This window comes from Nissabacter archeti (assembly GCF_018257325.1).
Lineage (GTDB): Bacteria > Pseudomonadota > Gammaproteobacteria > Enterobacterales > Enterobacteriaceae > Chimaeribacter > Chimaeribacter arupi.
This window is the reverse complement of sequence record NZ_JAERKB010000009.1, coordinates 22,563-44,506: the sequence shown is the minus strand read 5'-3', so window position 1 is coordinate 44,506 and position 21,944 is coordinate 22,563. Positions and strand designations below refer to the sequence as shown.

General features: G+C 60.7%; 17 protein-coding genes and 1 pseudogene. 11 read left to right on the top strand and 7 right to left on the bottom strand.

What is annotated here, in order from left to right; translation table 11 throughout:
- Positions 1-245 precede the first annotated feature (245 nt).
- The 4 genes from JK232_RS13950 to JK232_RS13935 all read left to right on the top strand — a co-directional run bounded on the left by JK232_RS13950 (position 246) and on the right by JK232_RS13935 (position 5,379).
- A complete protein-coding gene (locus JK232_RS13950; RefSeq protein WP_212589349.1) occupies positions 246-2,621 on the top strand; it encodes a fimbria/pilus outer membrane usher protein in 2,376 nt (791 codons plus the stop codon).
- A 35-nt stretch (positions 2,622-2,656) separates the two neighbouring features.
- Positions 2,657-3,607: a Csu type fimbrial protein gene (locus JK232_RS13945; RefSeq protein ID WP_072933350.1), complete on the top strand. Its 951-nt coding sequence runs from the start codon at positions 2,657-2,659 to the stop codon at positions 3,605-3,607.
- 54 nt (positions 3,608-3,661) lie between these two features.
- Positions 3,662-5,023, top strand: coding sequence for a GGDEF domain-containing protein (locus JK232_RS13940; protein WP_101854332.1), 1,362 nt, complete (start codon positions 3,662-3,664; stop codon positions 5,021-5,023).
- A gap of 110 nt (positions 5,024-5,133) precedes the next feature.
- Entirely contained in the window at positions 5,134-5,379 is a 246-nt protein-coding gene (locus JK232_RS13935) for a DUF1480 family protein (RefSeq protein ID WP_072933342.1), read from the top strand.
- A 781-nt stretch (positions 5,380-6,160) separates the two neighbouring features.
- Here JK232_RS13935 and JK232_RS13930 read toward each other — a convergent pair.
- Genes JK232_RS13930 through JK232_RS13915 form a run of 4 tightly spaced genes read right to left on the bottom strand, consistent with a single transcriptional unit; the run spans position 6,161 to position 12,873 of the window.
- Positions 6,161-6,781 (bottom strand): hypothetical protein, encoded by a 621-nt coding sequence (locus JK232_RS13930; protein WP_072933340.1) that lies wholly within the window; start codon positions 6,779-6,781, stop codon positions 6,161-6,163.
- A 10-nt stretch (positions 6,782-6,791) separates the two neighbouring features.
- Entirely contained in the window at positions 6,792-7,181 is a 390-nt protein-coding gene (locus JK232_RS13925; RefSeq protein WP_072933338.1) for an ASCH domain-containing protein, read from the bottom strand.
- 50 nt (positions 7,182-7,231) lie between these two features.
- Positions 7,232-10,144, bottom strand: a complete 2,913-nt coding sequence (locus JK232_RS13920) for a WG repeat-containing protein (RefSeq protein WP_212589324.1) — start codon at positions 10,142-10,144, stop codon at positions 7,232-7,234.
- On the bottom strand, positions 10,141-12,873 hold the full coding sequence (locus JK232_RS13915) for a WG repeat-containing protein (RefSeq protein WP_101828516.1): 2,733 nt from the start codon (positions 12,871-12,873) through the stop codon (positions 10,141-10,143). Before JK232_RS13915 ends, JK232_RS13920 begins: the two co-directional genes overlap by 4 nt.
- A gap of 510 nt (positions 12,874-13,383) precedes the next feature.
- Here JK232_RS13915 and JK232_RS13910 point away from each other — a divergent pair.
- Positions 13,384-14,259, top strand: coding sequence for an NAD(P)-dependent oxidoreductase (locus JK232_RS13910; RefSeq protein ID WP_072933332.1), 876 nt, complete (start codon positions 13,384-13,386; stop codon positions 14,257-14,259).
- A 10-nt stretch (positions 14,260-14,269) separates the two neighbouring features.
- On the opposite strand, the gene JK232_RS13905 is transcribed toward JK232_RS13910, so the two are convergent.
- Positions 14,270-14,824, bottom strand: coding sequence for a sugar O-acetyltransferase (locus JK232_RS13905; protein ID WP_072933330.1), 555 nt, complete (start codon positions 14,822-14,824; stop codon positions 14,270-14,272).
- A gap of 126 nt (positions 14,825-14,950) precedes the next feature.
- Between JK232_RS13905 and yddG the strand changes: the two genes are divergently transcribed.
- The 3 genes from yddG (at position 14,951) to JK232_RS13890 (ending at position 18,965) form a co-directional block, all read left to right on the top strand.
- On the top strand, positions 14,951-15,853 hold the full coding sequence (gene yddG / locus JK232_RS13900; protein WP_101833891.1) for an aromatic amino acid DMT transporter YddG: 903 nt from the start codon (positions 14,951-14,953) through the stop codon (positions 15,851-15,853).
- 652 nt (positions 15,854-16,505) lie between these two features.
- Positions 16,506-17,636, top strand: coding sequence for an acyltransferase family protein (locus tag JK232_RS13895; protein ID WP_101854308.1), 1,131 nt, complete (start codon positions 16,506-16,508; stop codon positions 17,634-17,636).
- Between the two features lie 174 nt (positions 17,637-17,810).
- A complete protein-coding gene (locus tag JK232_RS13890) occupies positions 17,811-18,965 on the top strand; it encodes an acyltransferase family protein (RefSeq protein WP_212589323.1) in 1,155 nt (384 codons plus the stop codon).
- 328 nt (positions 18,966-19,293) lie between these two features.
- On the opposite strand, the gene JK232_RS13885 is transcribed toward JK232_RS13890, so the two are convergent.
- Positions 19,294-19,605 (bottom strand): hypothetical protein, encoded by a 312-nt coding sequence (locus JK232_RS13885; RefSeq protein WP_101828512.1) that lies wholly within the window; start codon positions 19,603-19,605, stop codon positions 19,294-19,296.
- Between the two features lie 109 nt (positions 19,606-19,714).
- On the opposite strand from JK232_RS13885, the gene JK232_RS13880 reads away from it, so the two are divergent.
- Complete coding sequence (locus JK232_RS13880) at positions 19,715-20,557, top strand: DUF2971 domain-containing protein (RefSeq protein ID WP_101828511.1); 843 nt, start codon at positions 19,715-19,717, stop codon at positions 20,555-20,557.
- Between the two features lie 330 nt (positions 20,558-20,887).
- Here JK232_RS13880 and JK232_RS22855 read toward each other — a convergent pair.
- Positions 20,888-21,251: pseudogene (locus JK232_RS22855) on the bottom strand (structural protein); the annotation flags it as partial.
- 143 nt (positions 21,252-21,394) lie between these two features.
- Between JK232_RS22855 and JK232_RS23080 the strand changes: the two are divergent.
- Both JK232_RS23080 and JK232_RS13870 read left to right on the top strand, forming a co-directional pair.
- Complete coding sequence (locus JK232_RS23080) at positions 21,395-21,454, top strand: type I toxin-antitoxin system Ibs family toxin (RefSeq protein ID WP_146000768.1); 60 nt, start codon at positions 21,395-21,397, stop codon at positions 21,452-21,454.
- A 61-nt stretch (positions 21,455-21,515) separates the two neighbouring features.
- Positions 21,516-21,701 (top strand): hypothetical protein, encoded by a 186-nt coding sequence (locus tag JK232_RS13870; protein WP_101828509.1) that lies wholly within the window; start codon positions 21,516-21,518, stop codon positions 21,699-21,701.
- Positions 21,702-21,944 lie beyond the last annotated feature (243 nt).

Sequence of the window (21,944 nt, the reverse complement as noted above, 5' to 3'; positions counted from 1 at the left end):
CTGCCGCGGCCTCCGGTTTGCCTCCGCCGCCGGGGGCTGTCGCGGCATCCACGCCCTCCCCAGGCCCGGACGCCGCCGCATCCACACTGCCGCCGCTACCTGCCGCAGCCTCCGGTTTGCCCCCGCTGCCGGCGGCGGTCGCGGCATCCACGCCCTCCCCAGCCCCGGCTGCCGCCGCATCCACACTGCCGCCGCCACCTGCCGCAGCCTCTGGTTTGCCCCCGCCGCCGGCGGCGGTGCCGGCCATGCCGGACACCCTGCTCTACCTGGAAATTGTGGTGAACGGGCAGCCGGGCGGCCAGGTGTTGCCGGTCGAGTATCGCGGCGGCCACTACTATTTAACGCCCGATCAGCTGCGCAACGCCGGGGTGCCGCTGCAACAAACCGGCGCGCAGCCGGTGGCGATTGACCAGATCGACAGCCGCCTGCAGGTGAGGTACAGCGGGGAAACCCAGCAACTGCTGATTACCGTGCCGGGGGACTGGCTGCCGTCGCAACGCATCGGCGAAGGCCCGTCGGAGAATTACCTGCCGGCAGAGAGCAGCCCCGGCCTGCTGTTTAATTACGAGGTGTACGCCAGCCAGACGCCGGATTCCCAGACCCACGGGTTTATCTCCGCCTGGACTGAGCAGCGGCTGTTCGGGGGGTTTGGCGCGGTGACCAACAACGGCATCTACCGGCGTGATCTGGGTTCTGCCGAAGGCGTGGAGAGCGAGAACCGTTACATCCGCTACGACACCCAGTGGCAATATAACGACGACGTCAACATGATGAGCTACAGCGCCGGGGATGTGATCACCGGCGCCCTGCCGTGGAGCAGCGCCGTGCGGCTGGGCGGGCTTCAGGTGTCGCGCAATTTCTCCACCCGCCCGGATCTGGTCACCTACCCGCTGCCGGCCTTTGCCGGGCAGGCCGCGGTGCCGAGCACCGTGGATCTCTATATCAACAGCTATAAAACCAACAGCAGCCAGGTGAACCCCGGCCCCTTCACCATCGACAGCGTGCCCTTCGTCAGCGGCGCGGGCGAGGCCACGGTGGTGACCACCGACGCGCTCGGGCGGCAGGTGTCCACGGTGGTGCCTTTCTATGTCGCCAGTGAGCTGTTGCAGGCGGGCCTGACGGATTACAGCGTCAGTGCCGGGGCGATACGCCAGAATTATGGCATCCGCTCTGCCGACTACGGCGACCCGGCGGCCAGCGGGCTGGTGCGCCACGGCCTCACAGACTGGCTGACGCTGGAGGCGCAGGCCGAAGGCGCGCCCGGTATGGCGGTAGGCGGGGCCGGGGCCGGGGTGCGCGTTGGCCGCTTTGGCGTGCTGAACCTCGCCTGGAGCGGCAGCAGCAGCCGTGCCGATGCGTTTGACCAGTCGGAACAGGCCGCACAGGCGCTGGACAACCGCACCGGCGCGGGCATTGGCGACAGCGACGTGAGCGGCCCCATCAGCGACTTCAGCACCGGCACCCTGTTGCCACCGGAAGGCGGACGCGGCTCCCAGGTGTCGCTCGGTTACACCTTCAGCAATCAACGCTTCAGCCTGAATGCCCAGCGCATCCTGCGCAGTGAACACTATGCCGATCTCTCCAACTACAACACCCGCTCCCGCCTGAGCCGCCGCAGTGACCAGCTTACCGGCAGCCTCAGCCTCGGCCGGTTCGGCACCCTCGGCAGCGGCTATTTTGACGTACGGGATGCCCAGGGCGGCCGCACGCGGCTGGTCAACCTCAGCTACAGCAAAAGCCTGTGGGGCAACAGCTCCTTTTACGCCACCGTGAACCGCGCCATCGGCGGTGAGGGGTTCAATGCCCAGCTGATGTTAAGCATTCCGTTCGGGGACGCAGGCACCGCCAGCTTCAGCGCCACCCGTGACACCGATAACCAGTGGAGCGGGCGCGCCACCTACAGCCGCGCCATCCCGTCCGACGGCGGGTTTGGCTGGAACATCGCCTACGCGGATGGGCAGGTCAGCAACAGCCAATACCAGCAGGCTGATTTGAGCTGGCGCGGCGACCACCTTGAAACGCGCGGCGGCATTTACGGCAACAGCGGCCGCTTTACCCGCTGGGGGCAGGTCAGCGGCTCACTGGTGGCGATGGACGGCCGGGTCTACGCCGCCAACCAGGTGAACGACGCCTTTGCGCTGATCTCCACCAGCGGCCATGGCGGCATCCCGGTCTCTTATGAGAACCAGCGCATCGGTGAAACCGATGAGCGCGGCTACCTGCTGGTGCCTTCGGTCACCTCGTTCTACCACGCCCGCTTCCAGATTGACCCGCTCAACCTGCCGGCGGAGGTCAGTGTGCCCACGGTGGAACAGACGCGATCCCTGCGCCGTGACAGCGGGCTGCTGATCACCTTCCCGGTAAACACCCTCTCCTCCGCCAACCTGACGCTGGTCGGCCCCGATGGCCGGCCGCTGCCCAACGGCAGCCCGGTCAGCCTCGCCGGGTCGGCAAAGAAAAGTTACGTCGGCTGGGACGGCCTGGTCTGGCTGGAGGAGATCACGCAGGAGAACCTGCTGACCATTACCCGCGCAGATGACGGATCCGTCTGCCGGGTCACCGTGCGGGTGCCGCGCCCACAGGGCATCCATAACCTGGGGCCGCTGGTGTGCCGCCCCTGATGCTGTTGACTGCCGATTATTCACAGGAGCCTGAGATGAACACCGCAATCCGTTTTCCCCTACGCGCTGCCGGGTGGCTGCTCCCGCTGATGCTGCTGTCCGCCGGTGCCTGGGCGGATTGCGCCATCGGCAACGGCACGGTGAACCTCGGCACCCAGAGTTCATTTACCGCCTACACCACGCAGTTCCGCGCGCAAGGCACCGGCGGGCTGAGTTGTACCGGTGCCACGGTCAACCTGCTGACCAACAACACCGTGCGCGGCACCATCCAGTCCACCACCAACGCCATGCGGCTGGCGAATACTGACGGCTCCGGGGACGCCATTCCCTACCTGATCTACCCGGACCCCAACTATCAGTACGCCTTCAGCACCGGCCAGACCATGGACTACGGCAGCCTGGGCCTGCTGCCGGCGCTGTTCCAGTCCAGCAACGTCGTCGTGCCGGTCTACATCCGCACCACCACCGGGGCCAATGTACGTTCCGGCACCTATACTGATGTGATTAACATCAGCTGGACGTACTCCGTCTGCACCCTGGGGGTGGTGGGTGCCTGCCTGAGCGCCTGGACCGGCACCGGGGTGGCGGCGGTGACGGTGACCGCCATCATCACCAAAGATTGCGCCATCAACAGCACCCCAAATGTCAACCTCGGCAGCATGGCGCTGGTCAGCCAGTTCAGCGCCGTCACCCAGAGCGTGACCCTGACCTGCACCAAAACCGAGGGGTATAAAACCTACTTTACCAACGGCAATAACTACGGCACCCCGTGGCGGCGGATGCGCAACGGCACCACCAGCAACTACATTCAGTACCAGATTTACCAGGCCAACGGCACCACCATCTGGGACAGTAACAGCAAGCTGACCGGCATCGGCACCGGCCTGAGCCAAAGCCTCTCTTACGTGGTGCGTGTCAACACCGCTCAGCTGGCACAACCGGCCGGTAACTACAGCGACACCGTCAGCCTGGTGCTGGAATATTGAGTGTATGGCGGCACAGGCCATGCGCCGCCGACTTCCTGTTTTGGAGAGCGCATCATGCGACATGATGACCATAAAGAGAGCCAGGCCAGTACCGCCCTCCTGTGTGAACCGGACAACCCGCGCCTGTTCCAGCTGGAATCGATTTATGCCCATGCCCCGGTCGGGCTCTGTTTTATTGACCTGGCTTTCCGTTATGTCACGGTCAACGATGCGATGGCGGCGATCCTTGGGCTGCACCCGGCGCAAATGACCGGCCATGAGGTCGGGTCATTTAACCCGGCCTTCCGCACGCTGGTCAGTGAGGCGCTGGCCCATGCCGCCGCCGGGCAGGCGATGCAGGATCGGGAGTTCAGCCTGGGTAACCGGGACTATTTTATCCGGATTAACCCGGCGGCCGATGCCCGCGGGCAGGTAAGTGGCCTGTCGCTGGCCCTGATCGACCTCACCAGCATGAAGCAGATGGAGCGGGCGCTGCGTGAAAGCCAGGAGCACTACCGCAATATGGTGGAGCTGAACCCGCAACTCCCGTGGACCGCTGACCCGAACGGCCTGCTGACCGATGTCAGCAGCCGTTTCCAGCGCATTACCGGGTTGCCGCAACAGGATATTTTAGGCGACCGCTGGGTGCAGGCGATCCACAACGATGATCGCCGCCGCGCCCTGGAGAGCTGGGAACGGAGCCTGAAAAGCGGGATGCCGCTCGACATGGAGGTACGCTTTTGCCACGTGGAGCGCGGCTGGAACTGGATGCGCCTGCGCGCGGCGGCCCGCTTTGCGCCGGAGGGGCATATCATGCGCTGGTACGGCACCGCCGAGGACATCCACGAGCGCAAACTGCTGGAACTGAAACTGGTGAAAGCCAACCGCCGTCTGGAGATTCAGGCGCACACCGACGCCCTGACCCGGCTGCCCAACCGGCGCGAGTTCAAAAAAGTGCTGGGGTATGAGTTTATGCGCGCCCGGCGCGCGCTCTCCCCGCTGTCACTGGTGATGATCGATGTCGACTACTTTAAAGTCTTCAACGACCAGTATGGTCACCTGTCGGGGGATGCCTGTTTGCGGCTGATCGCGCGCACCCTGCGCCGCGCGCTGAAGCGCAGCACCGATGTGGTCACCCGCTTTGGCGGTGAGGAGTTTGCGGCCATCCTGCCGGACACTGACCCGGACGGCGCGCAGGTGGTGGCACGGCAGCTGATGGAGGCGGTGCGCGGGCTGGGCATCCGTCATCAGGGCAGCGATATTGGCTATGTCACCATCAGCCTGGGTACGGCCACGTACTGCCCGGCAGATCGGGAAGATGAGATTGAACAGGCGGATATTCTGACCGCTGCGGACGAGGCACTTTACCTCGCTAAAAACCAGGGCCGTAATCAGGCAGCGATGATGGCGGTCACACCCCGCTTATCGCGCTTCTGATTCCCCGCTTCCTGCGCAGGCCGATGCTGGCAATTTTGTCCCGCTCGGCTACGCTCAACAGAGGGACCAGACTGGTCATACCTCACCCGCCAGCCAGAGAGGATCGCATCATGGGCAAAACCACGGTAAAAATCGGAAGTTATGAGATCGATGACGCGGAGCATTCAGCGTCGGATGAGCGCGGTGGGCCTACACTGCGTATTCCCTGCAAATCTGACCCGGAATTGTGTATGCAGCTTGATGGTTGGGACGAAAACACCAGCATCCCGGCAACGCTCAATGGGCAGCAGTCGATACTGTATAAACAGCATTACGATAAGGCGGAGGATGTGTGGGTGATGAGGTTCGGGAGTTAGCGCGGGACGCGCCGGGGCGCTCGTCCTGCCCGGTGGGCGAGCGTGGCCTGTTGTTTTACGGTGTTGGCTCAGGGGCCGGAAGGCCGGGTGTTAAAGGTGTGGGTATTTAGTATGTTGTAATGAAGTAGGCTGATTTGCTGAGGATAAGGTGTTTAAATTTCTAGTATGTTGTAATGAAACTAAGGGTGGAAGGTTTCGGTTGCTCATGTGCGGTTAATTGCCCGGTTTGCCGGGCTTTACGTATGGAATATTAAATATGTTGTAATGAAATTCAGCGGGGGGAATGTTTCAGGTGTTTATCGGCGGGGAGAACGTTTCGGTTGCTCATGTGCGGTTATCTACCCGGCCCACATTGCCTCAACCGAGCAGGGCGTGCCGGTGCGCCCGCCCTGCACCCGCGCACTTTCGGTGCCCCGGCTGAATCATTGCCCGCTACCGCGGGTGGCCCTTATTCCGCCTCCGGGCTTTCCGGGCCGGTACAGACACGCCTCCCAGCGTGACTGTACCTCTCGCGGGATTATTCGCCCCATCCCTGGGGCTCACCCCTTTGGGGCCAACGCTTCGCGTTGTTCAAATTGGCTCCCGGCCAATTTGTCCTGCCCGCTCGCCCGGCCCTGCGACTCTATTCGGCAATGATTTTTACGCCCCCACCCTTTCTGCAAATTTTTAAGTCTGTAAGGAAAGAATAGGTGAGGGTTTCTGCGCGTTCTGTGTGCTTGCTCAGCCCTACGGCTCTAATCGACAATGATTAGCACGATGAAAATGCGGGGCTAGAGACCTGTTACTTGTCTGACTCGGGAGCGGAGAGTGCGATGCCGCGGCCGGCGAAGAAGCGGGCGAAGGTGGCCAGCGGGAGCGTGACGTAAGACTGCGTTTCCGGGCGGTCGCCGGAAGGATTATGGAAAGTAATGTGGCGATCGTCAGCCGCTGACACCAGCACCAGGTGGCCGCCGGTATGGGGCGGGCAGCACGCCGGCTGGCGGATCGAGGGGTGAACAGAGGCGATAAACCATGAATACCGGGTAAGCAGCGGTGCTATCTCACCGGCGGTGATCCCGGTGGTGACTGCCGCATCCATTGCCCAGGCTTCCTTTACGTAAGCGACAAAGGGCGCATAAATCAGGCCGCGAAGGCTGTTGCCTTCACGCACGTACGTGCCGTAGGGCAGGCTCGCGCGCGCCAGGTGCAACAGCGGCGGCGGCGGATAACCGCTGGCGGCCAGCGCCATCTTCAGGCAACACATCCCACAGAGGTGGTTCGCCCACTCAATAAATTCCGCCTGCGTCCTGGCCCCGGAGGCCGCCCAGTGCGTAATGCCTGCCAGAGACTGCCGCCCGTCAAGCAGGGCGGCGGCCTCGGTGGGGGATTCCCACTGGCTGAAATACGGGACGGAACCGGGCAAACCGTCAGCCTCAGAATGTCTCGATAACGCGGAAATTCATTAATACCAGCGTCATCTGCGGGGAAAACATCTCATACTCTTCGAAAAAGGCCTGCTGCTGCTGACGCCAGTTGGCCAGCGTGCCGTCCCCTTCGTTTTCCGCTTTGGCATGGGATTCCGGCACCTGATCAAACGGCACCAGATCGGTCGCCGTCAGCTCAACAGCACATACCGGCTGATTGCGCCCGTCCACGATCAAAAACTGATCGCCGACCTGCGGCACACCCTCGTCGTCCAGCGCAGCACAGGTGGCGGTTTTTGTGCCGTCGACCACCCGCTGCGCCAGCAGGTCTGCTTGCGCTTCATTATCCGCGAAAGCCCAACGCTCAAGATCCTGATACTTTTCCGGCAATGTCTTCATTGTTTCGCTCACTTTTACCGGCGCGGCACCTGGCCGCGCCTGTTATAAAATTAGGGTTTCGCCGGTTCCGGCGTGACCGGAGCCGGCGCCTCAGCCGGCGGGTTATCGCCGCAGCGCACCGGCAGCGTCAATGGCCACTGGCGCTCACTGCCGCGGCCATACAACACCCGGACCCCGCACACATTGTCTACCCGCGCCAGCGGCCTGCCGGTGCGGTCAATCATCATCGACGTCGTGTCATCGGACACGATCGCCGCCCCGCCCTCAAACGGTGAGACGGCGTCAAACACCGGCGGGATCACAAAATTGCCCTGCGCATCCACAAACCCGTAACGGCCGTTGGTTTTGGCGAAGGCCGGCCCGTCTGTCGGCAGGCCGAGATCCTGATAATGCAGCGTGCCTGTCGGCTGCCCTTTGGTATCGATCCAGCCCATGTCACCGGGCCTGACTGCCAGCACGGCGCGCCCGCCGGTCATCCGGCTGCCCTGCCCGGCAACCGTCAGTGCAAGGCGGCCGTTAGTGTCAGCATAGCGGGTCATGGCCTGGTCGCCATCCCCGGACACACTGAAACTCATCTCGCTGGCGGCAGGCCAGTACCACTGCCCGGCCGGCAACGTGCCGAGCACGGTGCCCTGCGCATCCACGACCTGCGTCTGCTGGCCCTGCGCCCTGAGTGCGCGGCCGTTGACAAAGGCACTGCCCGCGCCGCGCCCGTCGGCGGCAATCTGCCGGCCGCCCTGCGCAGTCAGGTAACCCTCCTGCGGCAGGCGGGAAAGCTTCACCCAGTCGCCCAGCGCCCGGATGGTGGTGCCCTGCTCATTCAGCTCAGGCTTCCCGTCCGCCGACAATAACCAGGACTGCCCGTCGGGCGCACTGGCCAGAATCCGGCCGTCACTGAACTGCTCTTGTGTCAGCCCGGCGGTGGGCGGCACCCGCGGCTGGCCGTCAGCGCCGATCAGGGTGTGGGTGGTGGTGGCCTCGCTGCCTGCGGCGGCGGGCAAAGTGGCAAACCACAGCGCCGGGTTAACCCGCGTCAGGGCCGCATAGTCCGGGGCAATCACCCAACTGTTCTGCGCATTGATTACGCCCCAGCGGCCATCCGGCTGCTGCACCTCCGCCTGCCCGTTGGCGTACTGCCCCACCTGACGGTAAGCCGGTGCGGCCACGACCCGCTGCGCCAGCGCGTCAAAAATCCCCCACGGGGCATCCTGCGCGGCGGCATCACGGAAACGGAACCAGCCGCCGCCGAGAGAGTCGATCTGCACGACATCCGGCAGCGCGTAACGCGTGCCCTGATGATCGAGCGCGCTCAGCGTGCCGTCGCGGTAAACAAACGCGTAGCCCTGCACGAAGGTGGAAATATTCTCTTCACCAAACGGCAACCGCTGTTGCCCCTGGCTGTCCACCAGCCCCATGCCGTCCTGGGTGGTGACAATAAATTGCAACGGCGCGCCCTGATCCACCCCGGCACCGGCACCGTCCGCCAGGCTCACCGCGCGCCATGACGCCTGTTGCAGCAGGGAGCCATCAGCACGCAGCAACCCGGCGTTGCCCTCACCGTCAGCCGCCGGATCAAGCCGCGCCAGCGGCAGCTCCGGCTGTACCGTACGCTGGGTGCGGTCACGGCCGTAAAACGGCTGCAACGGGTGGCCGTCCAGCGCGTTCAGCGTGCGGGGGCTCAGCAGCGCCTTGCCCTGCGGGTCGACAACGTTCAGTACTTTGCCGCGCGCATCACGCAGCCAGAGGCGGCCATTGATCACCTCGGCAGAGGCGGCCTGCGCCAGCCAGGCGGCGTTGGCAAAGGTGCCGTCCGGCGCGATCACCCCGCTGATTTTCCCCTCCGGCCCGGCCAGCGTCACCAGATAAGGCAGGGTATCCCGCTCATCAAGCGTGCTGCCCGGCGGCAGGGAAACCGGTGCCGGGTGGCCATCCAGATAGAGGCTCACCGGCCCTTTGCCGCGCTCCAGCACCGCATGGTGGTGCAGGCTCAGGGCGGAGACCGCCTCTGCCGGCAGGGTGCGCATCACCGTGCCGCGGCTGTCGAGCAAATCAACCTGGCCGTCGGCCTGCGTTGCCTGCCAGATGTCACGGGTCAGCGGTTCGGCCGCACGGTAGGTTTTCCCCACCAGCGTCCCATCCGCGCGGATAAAGGTCATGCCGTCCGCGCTTTCTGCCCGCGCCAGCCCGTGCCCCTGCGGCGGCACGGTAATCGCGCTGAACTGCGGCGCAATGCGCCAGGTCAGGTCAGGCGCGGCGATGCCGTAACGGTTCTCACGGTTACGCGCAATGAACAGCCCGTCGTGGCCGAAGGGCTGCACAATCTCCATCTGCTCGCGGGCATAATGTCGCCGGCCGTCCGGCGACAGGAACACCGTGCGATAGGTGAGACGGATCCGGACAGGATCGCCGTCCTGCAGGGTGACGCTCTCCACCAGATCGTCAAAGGGTTGGCCGACCGGCGCACCGCTGCGGTTAATCAGCTGCGGGCGGCCGTCCCGGCTCACTACGGCCACGCCGGGCTGGGTGAAATCTGCTGCGCTGTCGAACTGCGGCGCAATCGCCCATTTGCCGCTGAGGTCAATATAACCCCATTTGCCCTGCTGGCTGGCGGCGGCCAGATCGTGATGATAGTCGCCGACCTGGTCAAACACCGGGCGGATCACCAGTTGCCCGGTGTTGTCCAGAAAGCCCCAGCGGTGGCCGCTCAGGCCGGGTGCCAGCGCGGCATCATCCACCGGCAGATCGGCGGCGGGCAGCAAGACTGCGGCCCGCCCCTGATGCACATCACGGATGCACAACGTGATGGCCTGCGGCAGGGCGGCGCGCGCCCTGGCCTCCGCCTCAGAACGCTCCTGCACCGGGCGGCTGCATGGCGTTTCCGCCGCGGCGTACGCCTGCTGGCACAAGGCCAGCAGGGTCAGTACACCGCCTTGCCGCCAGGCCCGGCCGAAGGTGGGTTTCATTTTCCGGCTCCCTGCGGGCTGCCCGCACAGGTTACTGCCTTGGCCGGCCACACCGGATGGCCTTTGGCATCGGTGACGATACGCTGGTTGCAGCGCACGATCAGCTGTGCCTGCACTTTGCCGTTGGTATCAATCAGTTTGGTCACACCCTTGTGCACCACCCAGGCGCGGTGATCGCTGAAATCACCCGCGTCGCTGTAGGCCGGCTTCACCACAAAGCGGCCGGTTTTATCAATGTAGCCGTTCAGCGAGCCAAAGGTGGCACGCTTCACAGCCCTGGCGCGGCCATCTTTCATCGGCCCCAGCTGGTCAAAATAGGGCGCGACCACGGTTTTGCCCTCGGCATTGACGAAGCCGTAGCGGTTATCCGCCCCGCGCAGCGGCACCAGCCCGCCGCCCGCCGCGGACGTGACCAGGCTGTCCACCCCGGCGAAGCGCTGAATCTCACGGCCGCTGAAATCACGCAGCACGCTTTGCTGGGCAGCCGGGTCGGTGTCTGCCACGCGCACCATGCCGACCAGCGGCACTGCGGTAGGGGCATCCGGGATCGGCTGGCCGCCGTGGCTGTCAATCAGCGTGGTGTGCTGGTCGCGCTGCGCCACTGCCCACTGGCGCGGGCCGGTGAAGGCCAGCGGCGCGGTATAGATTGGCGGCACCTGCCATTCGCCCTGGGCATTGATCGCCCCATAGCGCTGGCCGAAATTAAGCAGCACGCGGTCACCGTCAATGGTGGCGTTCTCCACCGGGACGGCTTTTTCCATCACCGCGCGGCCTTCGCCATCCAGAAGCGCCACCCCGCCCCCGGCCGGTTTCACCAGCCAGTGTTCACGGCCCACGGCGCGCGGTTTTTCCAGCAGATCTTCTGCCAGCGGGCGGCCGGTATCCGTACTTACCAGGCGGTAACGGCGCGCACTGTCAGTGCCGAAGGTTTGCAGGTAGAGGCCGTTGCCCATCGCCAGCGGTTTTTCGCTCTGCTGCGCGTCAGGGGTAACCGCCCAGTTGCCGGTGGCATTAATCACACCCCAGGCCGTGCCGCTGCGGGCCAGGGCATAGCCCTCGTTGAACGCCTCGATCTGGTCATAGACCGGGGCGATCACCTCACGTTTGGCCGCGATGTCCCACAGGCCCCAGCGCTGCTGGGCGCCCTCGCCTGCGACCGTCTGCAACAGGCCGCCGGACAGCCCTTTCGCCATCTGCAGAGTACGGGTCGGGACATCCATCACCGTGCCGCGGCGATCGATGATGCGCTGGCTGCTGGTTTTGCCGTCGGTAACGGTGGCCCAGCTGTAAGGGCCGGTGAAGGGCTGGATCTGCTCAAACTGCGGCGGGACAACCCACTGACCGTTGGCATCCACGGCGCCCATGCGCTGGTTCTGGGTACGGATGCGCAGGGGGGCGGCGGTGTCGTTCTCCACGCCTGCCCATTGCGGATCGGAGAAGATATCGCCGTGCGCAGTCAGCAGCGCCGGCGGCTGTTTCTTGTCAGTGGGCGTCAGCACGGCCAGCGGCAGGCGCTGTTCCACCTGGGTATCGTCCATGGACGGCTGGCCGCCGAGCAGTTTCACCTGATAGTTTTCCAGGGCCTTGAGGGTGGCCTCAGAAAGCAGGCTGACACCGCGGGTATCGACGATCTGCACGATGCGCGGGTTCTCTTTGCCCTGGGTTATCCACAGCGCCTGCGGCTGGATGTCGAGGCGGGCTTTCTCCGCCTTGATCACCTGCACGCTGTTGTGCGGCCCAATCAGCACCACCCCCTCATTGCTGGTGCCGACCCACCACTGGTGCCAGGGGCGCAATGTCTCTTCCAGCCCGGCCGGCAGATCCTGCTGTTTCTCCAGTGCCGGGTTCAGCAGCTGGCGCGCGCCCTCCGGGGTGGTCACCAGCCAGTTGCCGTCCGGCAAGGCGGTGACCGCTTTATACGTTTGTTTGCTGCGGGCAACGCCCTGGCGGTCAATAAACACCCAGCCATTTTTACCCTGCACCGCAAGCGTCGCGCCGTTGAGCAGCGGCAGCGTGCGGCTCTTGATGCTCATCGGGTCGATGGCCCAGTTGCCGGTTTCATCCAGGTAACCCCAGTAACCGCTGGTACGGGAATCGCGTTTCTGGGCCGGCGTCAGCCCGGATTGTGGGGCCTCCAGCGCCATCACGTCATCCGGCAGCGCCAGCGCCCGGCCGGTGTTGGCCTGCCATAATGCCGGGGCAATCTGCATCTGCACGCTGGCCAGTGGCTGGCCGTCCACGAAACCGGGGGTGCCGAGGCTGGCCGCAAACGGCAGCGTATGAATCACCGCGCCCTGTTTGTCGATTAACGCCAGGCGGTCATTCACTTCCACCAGCGCCGTGCCTTCGGTATTAAACGGCGTCGCCCGGCTGAAACGTGCCGGGATCACCCCATTGCCGCGCTGGTCAATGTAGCCATACTTGCCGTCCTGCGCGACCGCCGCCAGCCCGTTCACAAAGCCCTGGGCGTCGCTGAAGGCCGGCGCAATCACCATATGGCCGGTGGTGTCCATGAACCCCCAGCTGCCCTGCTTTTCTTTGCCGCTGCCGAGCTGTACCGGTGACAACCCCTGCTGGAAAGGCTGCTGGCAGGCGTTTTCACCCTGCACGGCCTTGCAGCCTTGCAGCCAGCTTTGATCGGCGCTGGCCGGAAACAGAAAAATGGCGTTAATCGCCAGTGCCAACGCGCTGAGTGCCCCTGCGCGGGTAAAATGTTCGGCGTGATGCATCCGATTCCCTTTATGGCAAAAGTAGGTAAAAGTGTAGCGTATTCCGCACCGGCCTTACGTCCGGCACATCATTGCGCAGCAACGGTCGGCGGAGTCTGCACGCATACGCCGTTGCGGTTCTGGTGTCCGTCTGGGGTGACCGTTTTTGCCGGTTCCGCCCCTGTGTCACGGACAAATAAGCAACAAAATGTAACAGGCTACCGAAGCCGTACCGTCGTGCTGCACGAACGTGCTTTTTAAGCCTGTGATAACCGCAGCGTTTATAACATAGGCGCGGAATTTTTAAAAACCGGCTACCCCATCAGATGGTTATGGTTTCCCTGCTCTCTACGCCTTTCGGATTATTTACCCACTGTCTGCCGCAACCCGCTCTACACTTTTACATTCCTGCATCTTTTTTTCGATTTCCTGCGTTCAGGCAGCCCGGATGCTGTTGTTCCACCTGCTATCTTTAAGGAAACCGGGCACCCGAACCGTTACCTCAGCAAATGAATGGGCAAGGAGAAAAGTATGAAAGTCGGATTCGCAGGGCTGGGCGCGATGGGCAGCGCCATGGCAGAAAACATTCTGAAGGCGGGGCATGGGCTGGTAGTGTGGAACCGCAGCCCGCAGGCAACAGAGGCATTGGTTGCGCAAGGGGCGACCGGGGCTGACGACCCGACCGGGCTGGCGCACGTGGATGTGCTGATCACCATGCTGGCGGATGACGCGGCCACGTGGTCGGTGGTGGTGGAGAGCGGCCTGCTGGGCCAGTTGGTACCGGGCGCAGTGCATGTCAATATGGCGACCATCTCCGTGGCCCTGGCGCGTGAGCTGGCGGCGCTGCACCAGACGCGCGGTATCAGCTATGTGGCGGCCCCGGTTCTGGGGCGGATTGACGTTGCGGCAGCCGGCAAGCTGAACATCCTGGCGGCGGGCGAGGAAGCGGCCCTGGCGCGGGTACAGCCGCTGTTTGAGGTCATGGGCCAGAAAACCTGGCATTTCGGCAACCAGCCGGAACAGGCCAACGTGGTGAAAATTGCCGCCAACTTTGCCCTGGCCAGCGCGATTGAAAGCATGGCCGAAGGGGCCGCCCTGGTGCGTAACCATGGCGTGGAGGCCCCGGCGTTTCTGGGTATGCTCTCCGGCACCCTGTTTAACTGCCCGGCCTACCAGAATTACGGCGGGATGATTGCAGAAGAGCGGTACTCGCCCGCCGGTTTCAAACTGACGCTGGGGTTGAAAGATGTCAACCTGGCGCTGGAGGCGGGCAACCAGAGCCATACGCCGCTGCCGTTTGCCGGGGTACTGAAAGATAACTTCCTTGATGCCGTCGCCCAGGGCGACGGCCATCTCGACTGGTCAGGGCTGGCGACGGTCGCCACCCGCCGCGCCGGGCTGAAATAACGCGCGGCGTTTACGCCAGAGACTTCACCGGCCGGGCAGGTGTCCCGACACAGACACTGTTGTCCGGCAGGTCATGCACCACCACACTGCCTGCCCCGACCACCACGTTATTGCCGAGGGTGACGCCGGGGCAGAGCGTGACGTGGGCACCCAGCCAGACATCATCCCCAATGGTAATCGGTTTGACGAACTCCTCGCCGGCGGCGCGCTGGGTTTTATCCAGCGGGTGCCCGGCCGTGGCGATCACCACATTGGGCGCGATAAAGACATTTTTCCCGATGACCACGCGCGCGCCATCGAGGATGGTCAGCCCGTGGTTGGCGTAAAAGTTATCGCCTATATGGATGTTGTAACCATAATCCACATACAGCGGCGGCTCGACCCAGAATTTCCCTTCAAAGTGCATCAACTCAGCCAGCAGCGCCTCGCGCCCGGCCAAATCGTCCGTGTCGTGCTGGTTAATCCGCTGGCAGGTCTTTTTCGCCCATTTGCGATCCTGCGTCAGCTCCGGGTCATAAGCCTGATATAACTCACCGGCCAGCATTTTCTCTTTTTCCGTTTTCATCCTTGTCACTCCATTTGATAAAAGAAGTGGCTGTTATAACCGGTAAACCGGCGGCTGTCATGGTCACTTCTTGCCCACTGGAAAAGCGCAGGCTACAGTGGCCTGCCCATGACAAGGATGCCGCTGATGAAAACCCTGCCCTCCCCCGCTGTACTGACGCCGCCGCGCGCGACCCTGATTGGCCTGACCGCGATCCTGCTCTGGAGTATGACGGTGGGGCTTATCCGCAGCGTCACTGAGCAACTCGGCACCACCTCCGGCGCGGCGCTGATTTACAGCGTCAGTGCGCTGCTGCTGGTGGCAGTGAAAGGCTGGCCGCGCCCCGGCGAACTGCCGCGCCGCTACCTCTGGCTTGGCGGCGCCCTGTTTATTGCCTATGAGGCACTGCTGGCGCTGGCCATCGGCATGGCCCATAGTCGCAGCCAGTCACTGGAAATCGGCATGATCAACTACCTCTGGCCCTGCCTGACGCTGGTGTTTGCCGTGCTGTTCAACGGCCAGCGCGCCCGGATCTGGCTGTGGCCCGGCGCACTGCTCTCTTTCGCCGGGGTCGTCTGGGTGATGAAAGGTGACGGCCAAGGCTCACCGCAACAGATGCTGGCGAATATCATGGATAACCCGGTGGCGTATGGGCTGGCACTGCTGGCGGCCCTGTTATGGGCGACGTATTGCACCGTGGCGCGCCGTGACGGCGGCGGCAAAAACGGCGTGACGCTGTTTTTCCTCGGCACTGCGCTGGTGCTGTGGCTGAAGTATGCCGTGACCCCGCAGCCTGACTGGCAGATGACCTTCAGCGGCACCTGGCAACTGCTGCTGTTAGGGGCAGCAACAGCCACCGCGTACAGCTGCTGGAATACCGGCATCCAGCACGGCAACCTGACGCTGCTGGCCACCGCCTCCTACTTTACGCCGGTGCTGTCGGCGCTGGTTTCCTGTGCCTGGCTGGGGCTGGTGCCTGGGGCCGGGTTCTGGCAAGGGGTGGTGATGGTGACCGCCGGATCACTGATCTGCTGGCGGGCCACCGCCTGAGGTTAACGCTGCTTACTGCTTGTTTTCATGATTGATTAGCGGCGTGTATCGGCGGCCCGCGTCGCGGCCGCCCCTTTCCTGGTGTGGCCCGGCAGGCCTTATATCAATAATCCTGACGTCCCTGACCAGGCTGTTCCTCACGCATTGAAGAGAGACGCGGGTTTAAGGTATCCCGGTTAACCACTATTGATAAGAAATATAAAACATTCATTGCCGGGCTTATGCTCAACGTATGAAGGCAATAAGGCGCTATCTGATTATTTATTAAAATAGATTTATCCGACATCATTACTATAAATGATATATATTTATCTCGTTAGCCTGAGTCACATAAGTATTTCATCTTATTTAACGGTACTCCCCTGCTAAAAAACGCGCGTCATTCAATTAGCGCCAGGCAAAAAATAGCCTAAGTAATTATCCTAAAAATATACTCTGCTTTTTCAGACAAAATGAGTATATCTGCCAATTATTCGCCCAAGAATATTAATCAATCTATTGATTTTAATGGTTATTTACTTGAATTATCATTTAAGATGATTCTTATTTAATATCGTGTTTATTTTTATTCTCTTAATTAAACAATGCGGCAGTTGCACCGCAAAGAGAAATCTTTACACTTTTACATGTTAACTCTGGCGAGGAATTTATCATGGCAGTAAATAAGCGCTTCGATGCGCTGGACAGCTTTCGTGGCCTGTGTGCCATGTCAGTGGTTATCTATCACGTGAATATGGCGGGCACCCCGACGCAACTCTCTTTCTTCCGCGCCAGCCACCTGTTGGTGGATTTTTTCTTTGTGCTGAGCGGGTTTGTGCTGGCTCACGGGTATGGATTTAAAAGCGGCCTTCGCTTCAAGGACTTTTTTATATCCCGCACCTTCAGGATTTTCCCGCTGCATATTTTTATGCTGGGCGTGTTCATCCTGCTGGAAGTGGGGAAATGGCTTGCCTACAAAAAAGGGTTTGTGTTTAACAGCATACCGTTTACCGGTGTGACTGCCCCGCATGAGATCCTGCCTAACCTGGTGCTGGTGCAGTCCTGGACGCCGCTGACCAACCCGCTCAGCTATAACTTCCCGGCCTGGAGCATCAGCGTTGAGTATTACATGTATATGATCTTCTTTGCGCTGACGATGCTGCGCGGGGTGGGCAAATACCTGGCCTGGGCGGCGCTCTCCTTCTCCTCGCTGTATTTGTTGCTGCACCACCACGCCTGGCTGACTGAAGAGGTGCTGCGCGGGCTGAGCTGCTTCTTTGGCGGGTCGCTGACCTATGCACTGTATCGCCGGGTCGCCGATAGCATTGACCTGAGCTATACCCTGGCTTCCCTGGTGGAGATCATCGTTCTGGTGGCAGCGATTACCGTGGTCGCCCTGCCGGTGCCGGAAAAAACCCTGACCTGTATCCTACTGTTCTGCGTGTGCGTCTTTACCTTCTCCCTTGAGCAGGGCGCGGTGTCGCAGTTGATGAAACGGCCGTTTTTCCTGCGGATGGGTGTGCTCTCCTATTCCATCTACATGACCCATGCGGCGATTTTGTTCTGCCTGATCTCGCTGATGATCGTGCTGCAAAAAGTCACCGGCTGGCACATTGCGCCGATGGTGGGTGACAAACGCTATCTCGATTTCGGCGGCCCGGTAATGAACAATCTCGCGCTGCTGGCGATCCTGGCATTGGTTATCGTTATTGCAGGTATCACCAACCGACGTATTGAGAAACACTGGCAACAGATTGGCCGGTCGCTCACCCAAAGTTACGCCCTCCGACGTGCTGAAAAATAACCATAATATCCCTCTATGTCTGGCCCCTTCGGGGGCCTTTTTTTTTGGCTGGTGCGCCTCTGAGGCTTTTCTGATTCCTCACCTTTTTATGAAAATTCTTAAGTATTTGTAATCTTGGTCTGTTTACACTCGTGCGTTTGCCTAATTTTGTCCGCCAATGTAAAGGAACGCAGTATGAAAGCACCAAAGAATTGGTCCCCGGAACTGGAAGGTCTGCGGGGGCTGGCCTCTCTGTGGGTTTTACTGGGCCACATCTGCATTTTGATTAACTACTCTTTCCCTCTGCTCTCTGACCCCAGTATGGGGGTTGATCTGTTTATCCTGCTTTCCGGGTTCCTGATGGCGAAAAACTATCAGGAGCGTCGTGAGGTGGAACCCTGGACCGATCCCGCCACCTTTAAAAAATTCTGGCTACGCCGCTACTTCCGCATCGCCCCGCTCTACTATGTGCTGCTGGTGGTCGCCATTGGCTTTGGGCCGTACTTCGGGGAGATGCGCGACGTGATATCGTCGTTCTACCCATCCACGGCTACCGAGGTGTCACGCTATGCGGACCAGTCATTCGGTAACCTCGCGACCCACGTGCTGTTCCTGTTCGGGTTCCTGCCGCACTACGCGTTCAACACCGTGCTGCCGGACTGGAGCATCGGGCTGGAGATGCAGTACTACGCGCTGTTCCCGTTCATCATGCTGGCGATCATGCGTTTCGGTTACCCGGCCACCTGCGTGGTGCTGATGCTGGCCGGTATCGCCCTGAAATTTGCCCTGCCGGCTTATGTGGATGCATTTAAGATGCCGTCGCTGATCTTCCTCAAGCTGCATATGTTTGTGGCCGGGATGCTCATCGCCGAGGCGGTGCGGCGTATGCAGGTGCGTTACCTGCTGCTGGCACTGCTGGCACCGGTCATCAGCATCTTCCTGACCATCGGCTGGCATAAAGTGCGTATTGGTATGGAAGCGCTGATGATCCTGCTGATGGCGGCAATCCTGTGGAAATTCCGTGCCGGCAGTATGATGGCCACCGTGATGTCGCTGCCGAAACGCCTCCTGACGCTGCGTTTCAGCACCTTCCTGGGTGATGTCTCCTATTCGGTTTACATGCTGCACCTGTTGATTGTGATCCCGGTCTGTGGCCTGTTGCTGAGCCACACCGCGCTGGCGCAACAGACCGCAGTGCTGCGTTTCCTGGAGGTGGCCGCTCTCTGCCTGCCGGTGACCTACCTGCTGGCCATGCTGCTCTATAAAGGGGTGGAAAAACCGGGCATTAAGCTGGGGAAATATGTGCTGCGGCAGAACAAAGCAGAACCGCGGATCGAACCCTTGGCATAAGGCTGGCCGCGGCCGGCAACCGGCGGCGGTATAGCAATTCAGGTGGGCGGTTAACCGGGATCGACCTAAGATTTATCTTAATAAACACCACGGATTGCTTAACTGTTGCGCCACGGAACCATTACACTTATCTCAGAGTAGTCTGAGAGAGGTGAAGGATATGGCTCTGTTTATCTTCGTATTGTGCAATATCGCATTAGTGCTTGCATCGATGAAAGTGCGTAACTGATGCATGCGGCGGCCCGATGTTTCATCCCGGCAGATCCGCCCCCCTGAGCCCGGCCTAACCCGCCGGGCTTTTTATTGGGCGGCGTTCTGCCAGGCCGTCCTATAACGGCTGCACTGCCGGCACCTGATGGTGAAAAACGTAGGGATCAGAGATCAGCGCGAACTGCTCATCGTCCGGGTAAGTGACGGCGACCTGATACGCCTCGCCGGCAAAGGCGCGGATGGCGGCCATATCGCGCCAATACGTCGCCAGGAAAAAGTGCATGTAGTCGCCCTGGGCTTCCCGGCGGACAAATGCCCCACAACAGCCTGCAATGCCCTGGGCATGGCTGACGCCCGTCAATTGCAGATGGCGGGCAAACCCTTCCGCATGGTGTAGCGGCACACACCCGTGCCAGGTCCGGCAAATCATGATCCCTCCGAATAATTATTCAAATAAAACACATAACTATTATGTGATAACTCCTGCAAAATCAACCGTTATCACCCTAAAAAGGATTGAAAACCGCCGCTGACCTCCTATGCTGTCAACACCTAACCAGGGGGAGATGGATATGCTGCTTTACCACTACACCAATCAGGCGGGCTTTCTCGGCATTATGGAGAGCGGCACCCTGTGGGCGACTAAAATCCAGTACCTCAATGACAACAAAGAATTTTTCCTGGCGCTGTCCATCGCAGACGAGATCCTGAAAGAGCGGTTGCGCACGGAGATTAACCGGGACGTGGTGATCCGCCTGATTCGTTTCCGGGAAGCGCTGCCGCGGATGAATGACGTCAATGTCTGTGTCTGTTCCCTGTCGGAGAACGGCGATCTGCTGAGCCAATGGCGCGGGTATGCGTCCGGCCTGGGGGGATATTCGATTGGGTTTGACTATGACAGGCTGAAAGCGGGGTTCAGCCGGCATGACTACGTGCTGATGAAATGCCGTTACCAGCCGCAAGAGCATGAAGATTTTATTAACAACGTCATCGACACCATTCTGATGATGTTTGAAGGCCAGCCGGAGCCGGATCACGCGGAGATTGAGAAGCCGTCCGCCGCCTCGCGCCTGTTCCAGGAGCATCTCTCCTGCGTGGCGGCCGTGCTGAAAGACAGCAGTTTCAGCGAGGAAGCCGAATGGCGCGCCATCTCCCGCCGCTCCCTCAGCCCGGCAGAACTCGCTTTCCGCCCCGGCCACTCGACCCTGACGCCTTACCACAAATTGCCGTTCGACAACCGGCAAAACGGCTGCGTACGCGAAGTGATTGTCGGCCATACGCCCAACAGCGAACTCGCCATCGCCGCCACCCAGACCCTGATGCAGAAAATGGGGTTGCACGTTGCCCTGCACGCCAGCCAGATCCCGTTCAGGAACTGGTGAGGGGGAAGTTATCCAGTCAACTCACACACCACCTTCAGGGTTTTATACCTGAAAAGTGCCTGTCCCCTTCGGCAGTTGAACCCCCGGAACGTGGTGATGTGTGTCTCGAGCCAGACCTGGATTAGAGCGTGTTTGCCTAATAGCCTTCAAAGCTACCGTGATTTTTATGGTACATGACGTACATAAGCTTAACGTTTTCTACCAGCACCTTTTCCACTGGTTCGGATGTCTTATCGGCTATCGCTTGTATCTTTTCGATTATGTCATCCGGCACAGGGCGTTGCTCAGCAAGCTCATTTGCCTGTTTCAGGTTCGGCCACATCATTTTCTTTCTGTGTAATAGCAGCAATAGCGGTTGCCGTTAACTGCATAAAAAACGTCAACCTCTTCAGTAGAGTACATGTTGCCATGCCTGGCGGCATGCCATCTGCGTATCGCAGGTTTCAATGCAGAGAGCCAGAGCAGGCTGGCATTCAGCCCCAGCCTTTCTCTGGCCCACTCAGTCTCAAGCCATTGGCTTAACGCAGCGCGCCGACCTGCTCTGTTTGAGCTATGTTTTTGGCTCTGTCCATAGACACATTAAGGCGTTTGCTAATGATACCCGCGGGTTAACACCGCGCCCGATGAAATCTGATATCACGCTAACCAGGTCAGCACGGGCTGCGTCACTCAGGCCACGCCAATCGCTAAGGCTGCCCATAGGCAGCCTTATTTTTATATGTATGAATGCAAAATACAGGTTGACCTACAATATAGGTGTACCTATAACTGTCCCCTCAGCCAGACGCTGAAATAGGAAGGCCCCTACCGAAGCAGAGGCCAACATGAGGAAGGGTTATGATGACGTTAATCATCATCCTGATTGTTCTCTTAGTGATTAGCTCGCCAGCGTACTAAGACAGTCAGGCGGAGGAGAGAAACGCCCTCCAACCCACACTCCATAACTTAGGATTTTATCATGGCCCGGACAATAACTGACATCCAAAAACGCAGCGACGAACGGCGCGGCCTGAAGGTAAAGAGCATGAAGCTTAACGTCGAAACCATCGCGTTACTGGAGCGCCTTGCAGCCCATACTGGTGAGCCTCAATCGGCCGTTGTAACCAAGGCGCTTCAGATGCTGGCCAATGAACTAAAGCTATAACGGGAAGCCTCCTTCGGGAGGCTTTTTTATAAGCAGCAGGAAGAGCATTACTTATCAACGTGGCCGCCAGCGGATTGCTTCCGCCAATCCCTTTACCTGTTGCGCAGAAAAGGAACCCTGCTAAACCGACATAATAGGTAGGTATAGAACCCACTGTTGAATAGCTTCTATTTTACTTTGTGGGTATTATACCCCCTGGCGTGATAACGAGATGGCATATTATGAGCAGTGCAGAGTTAATTA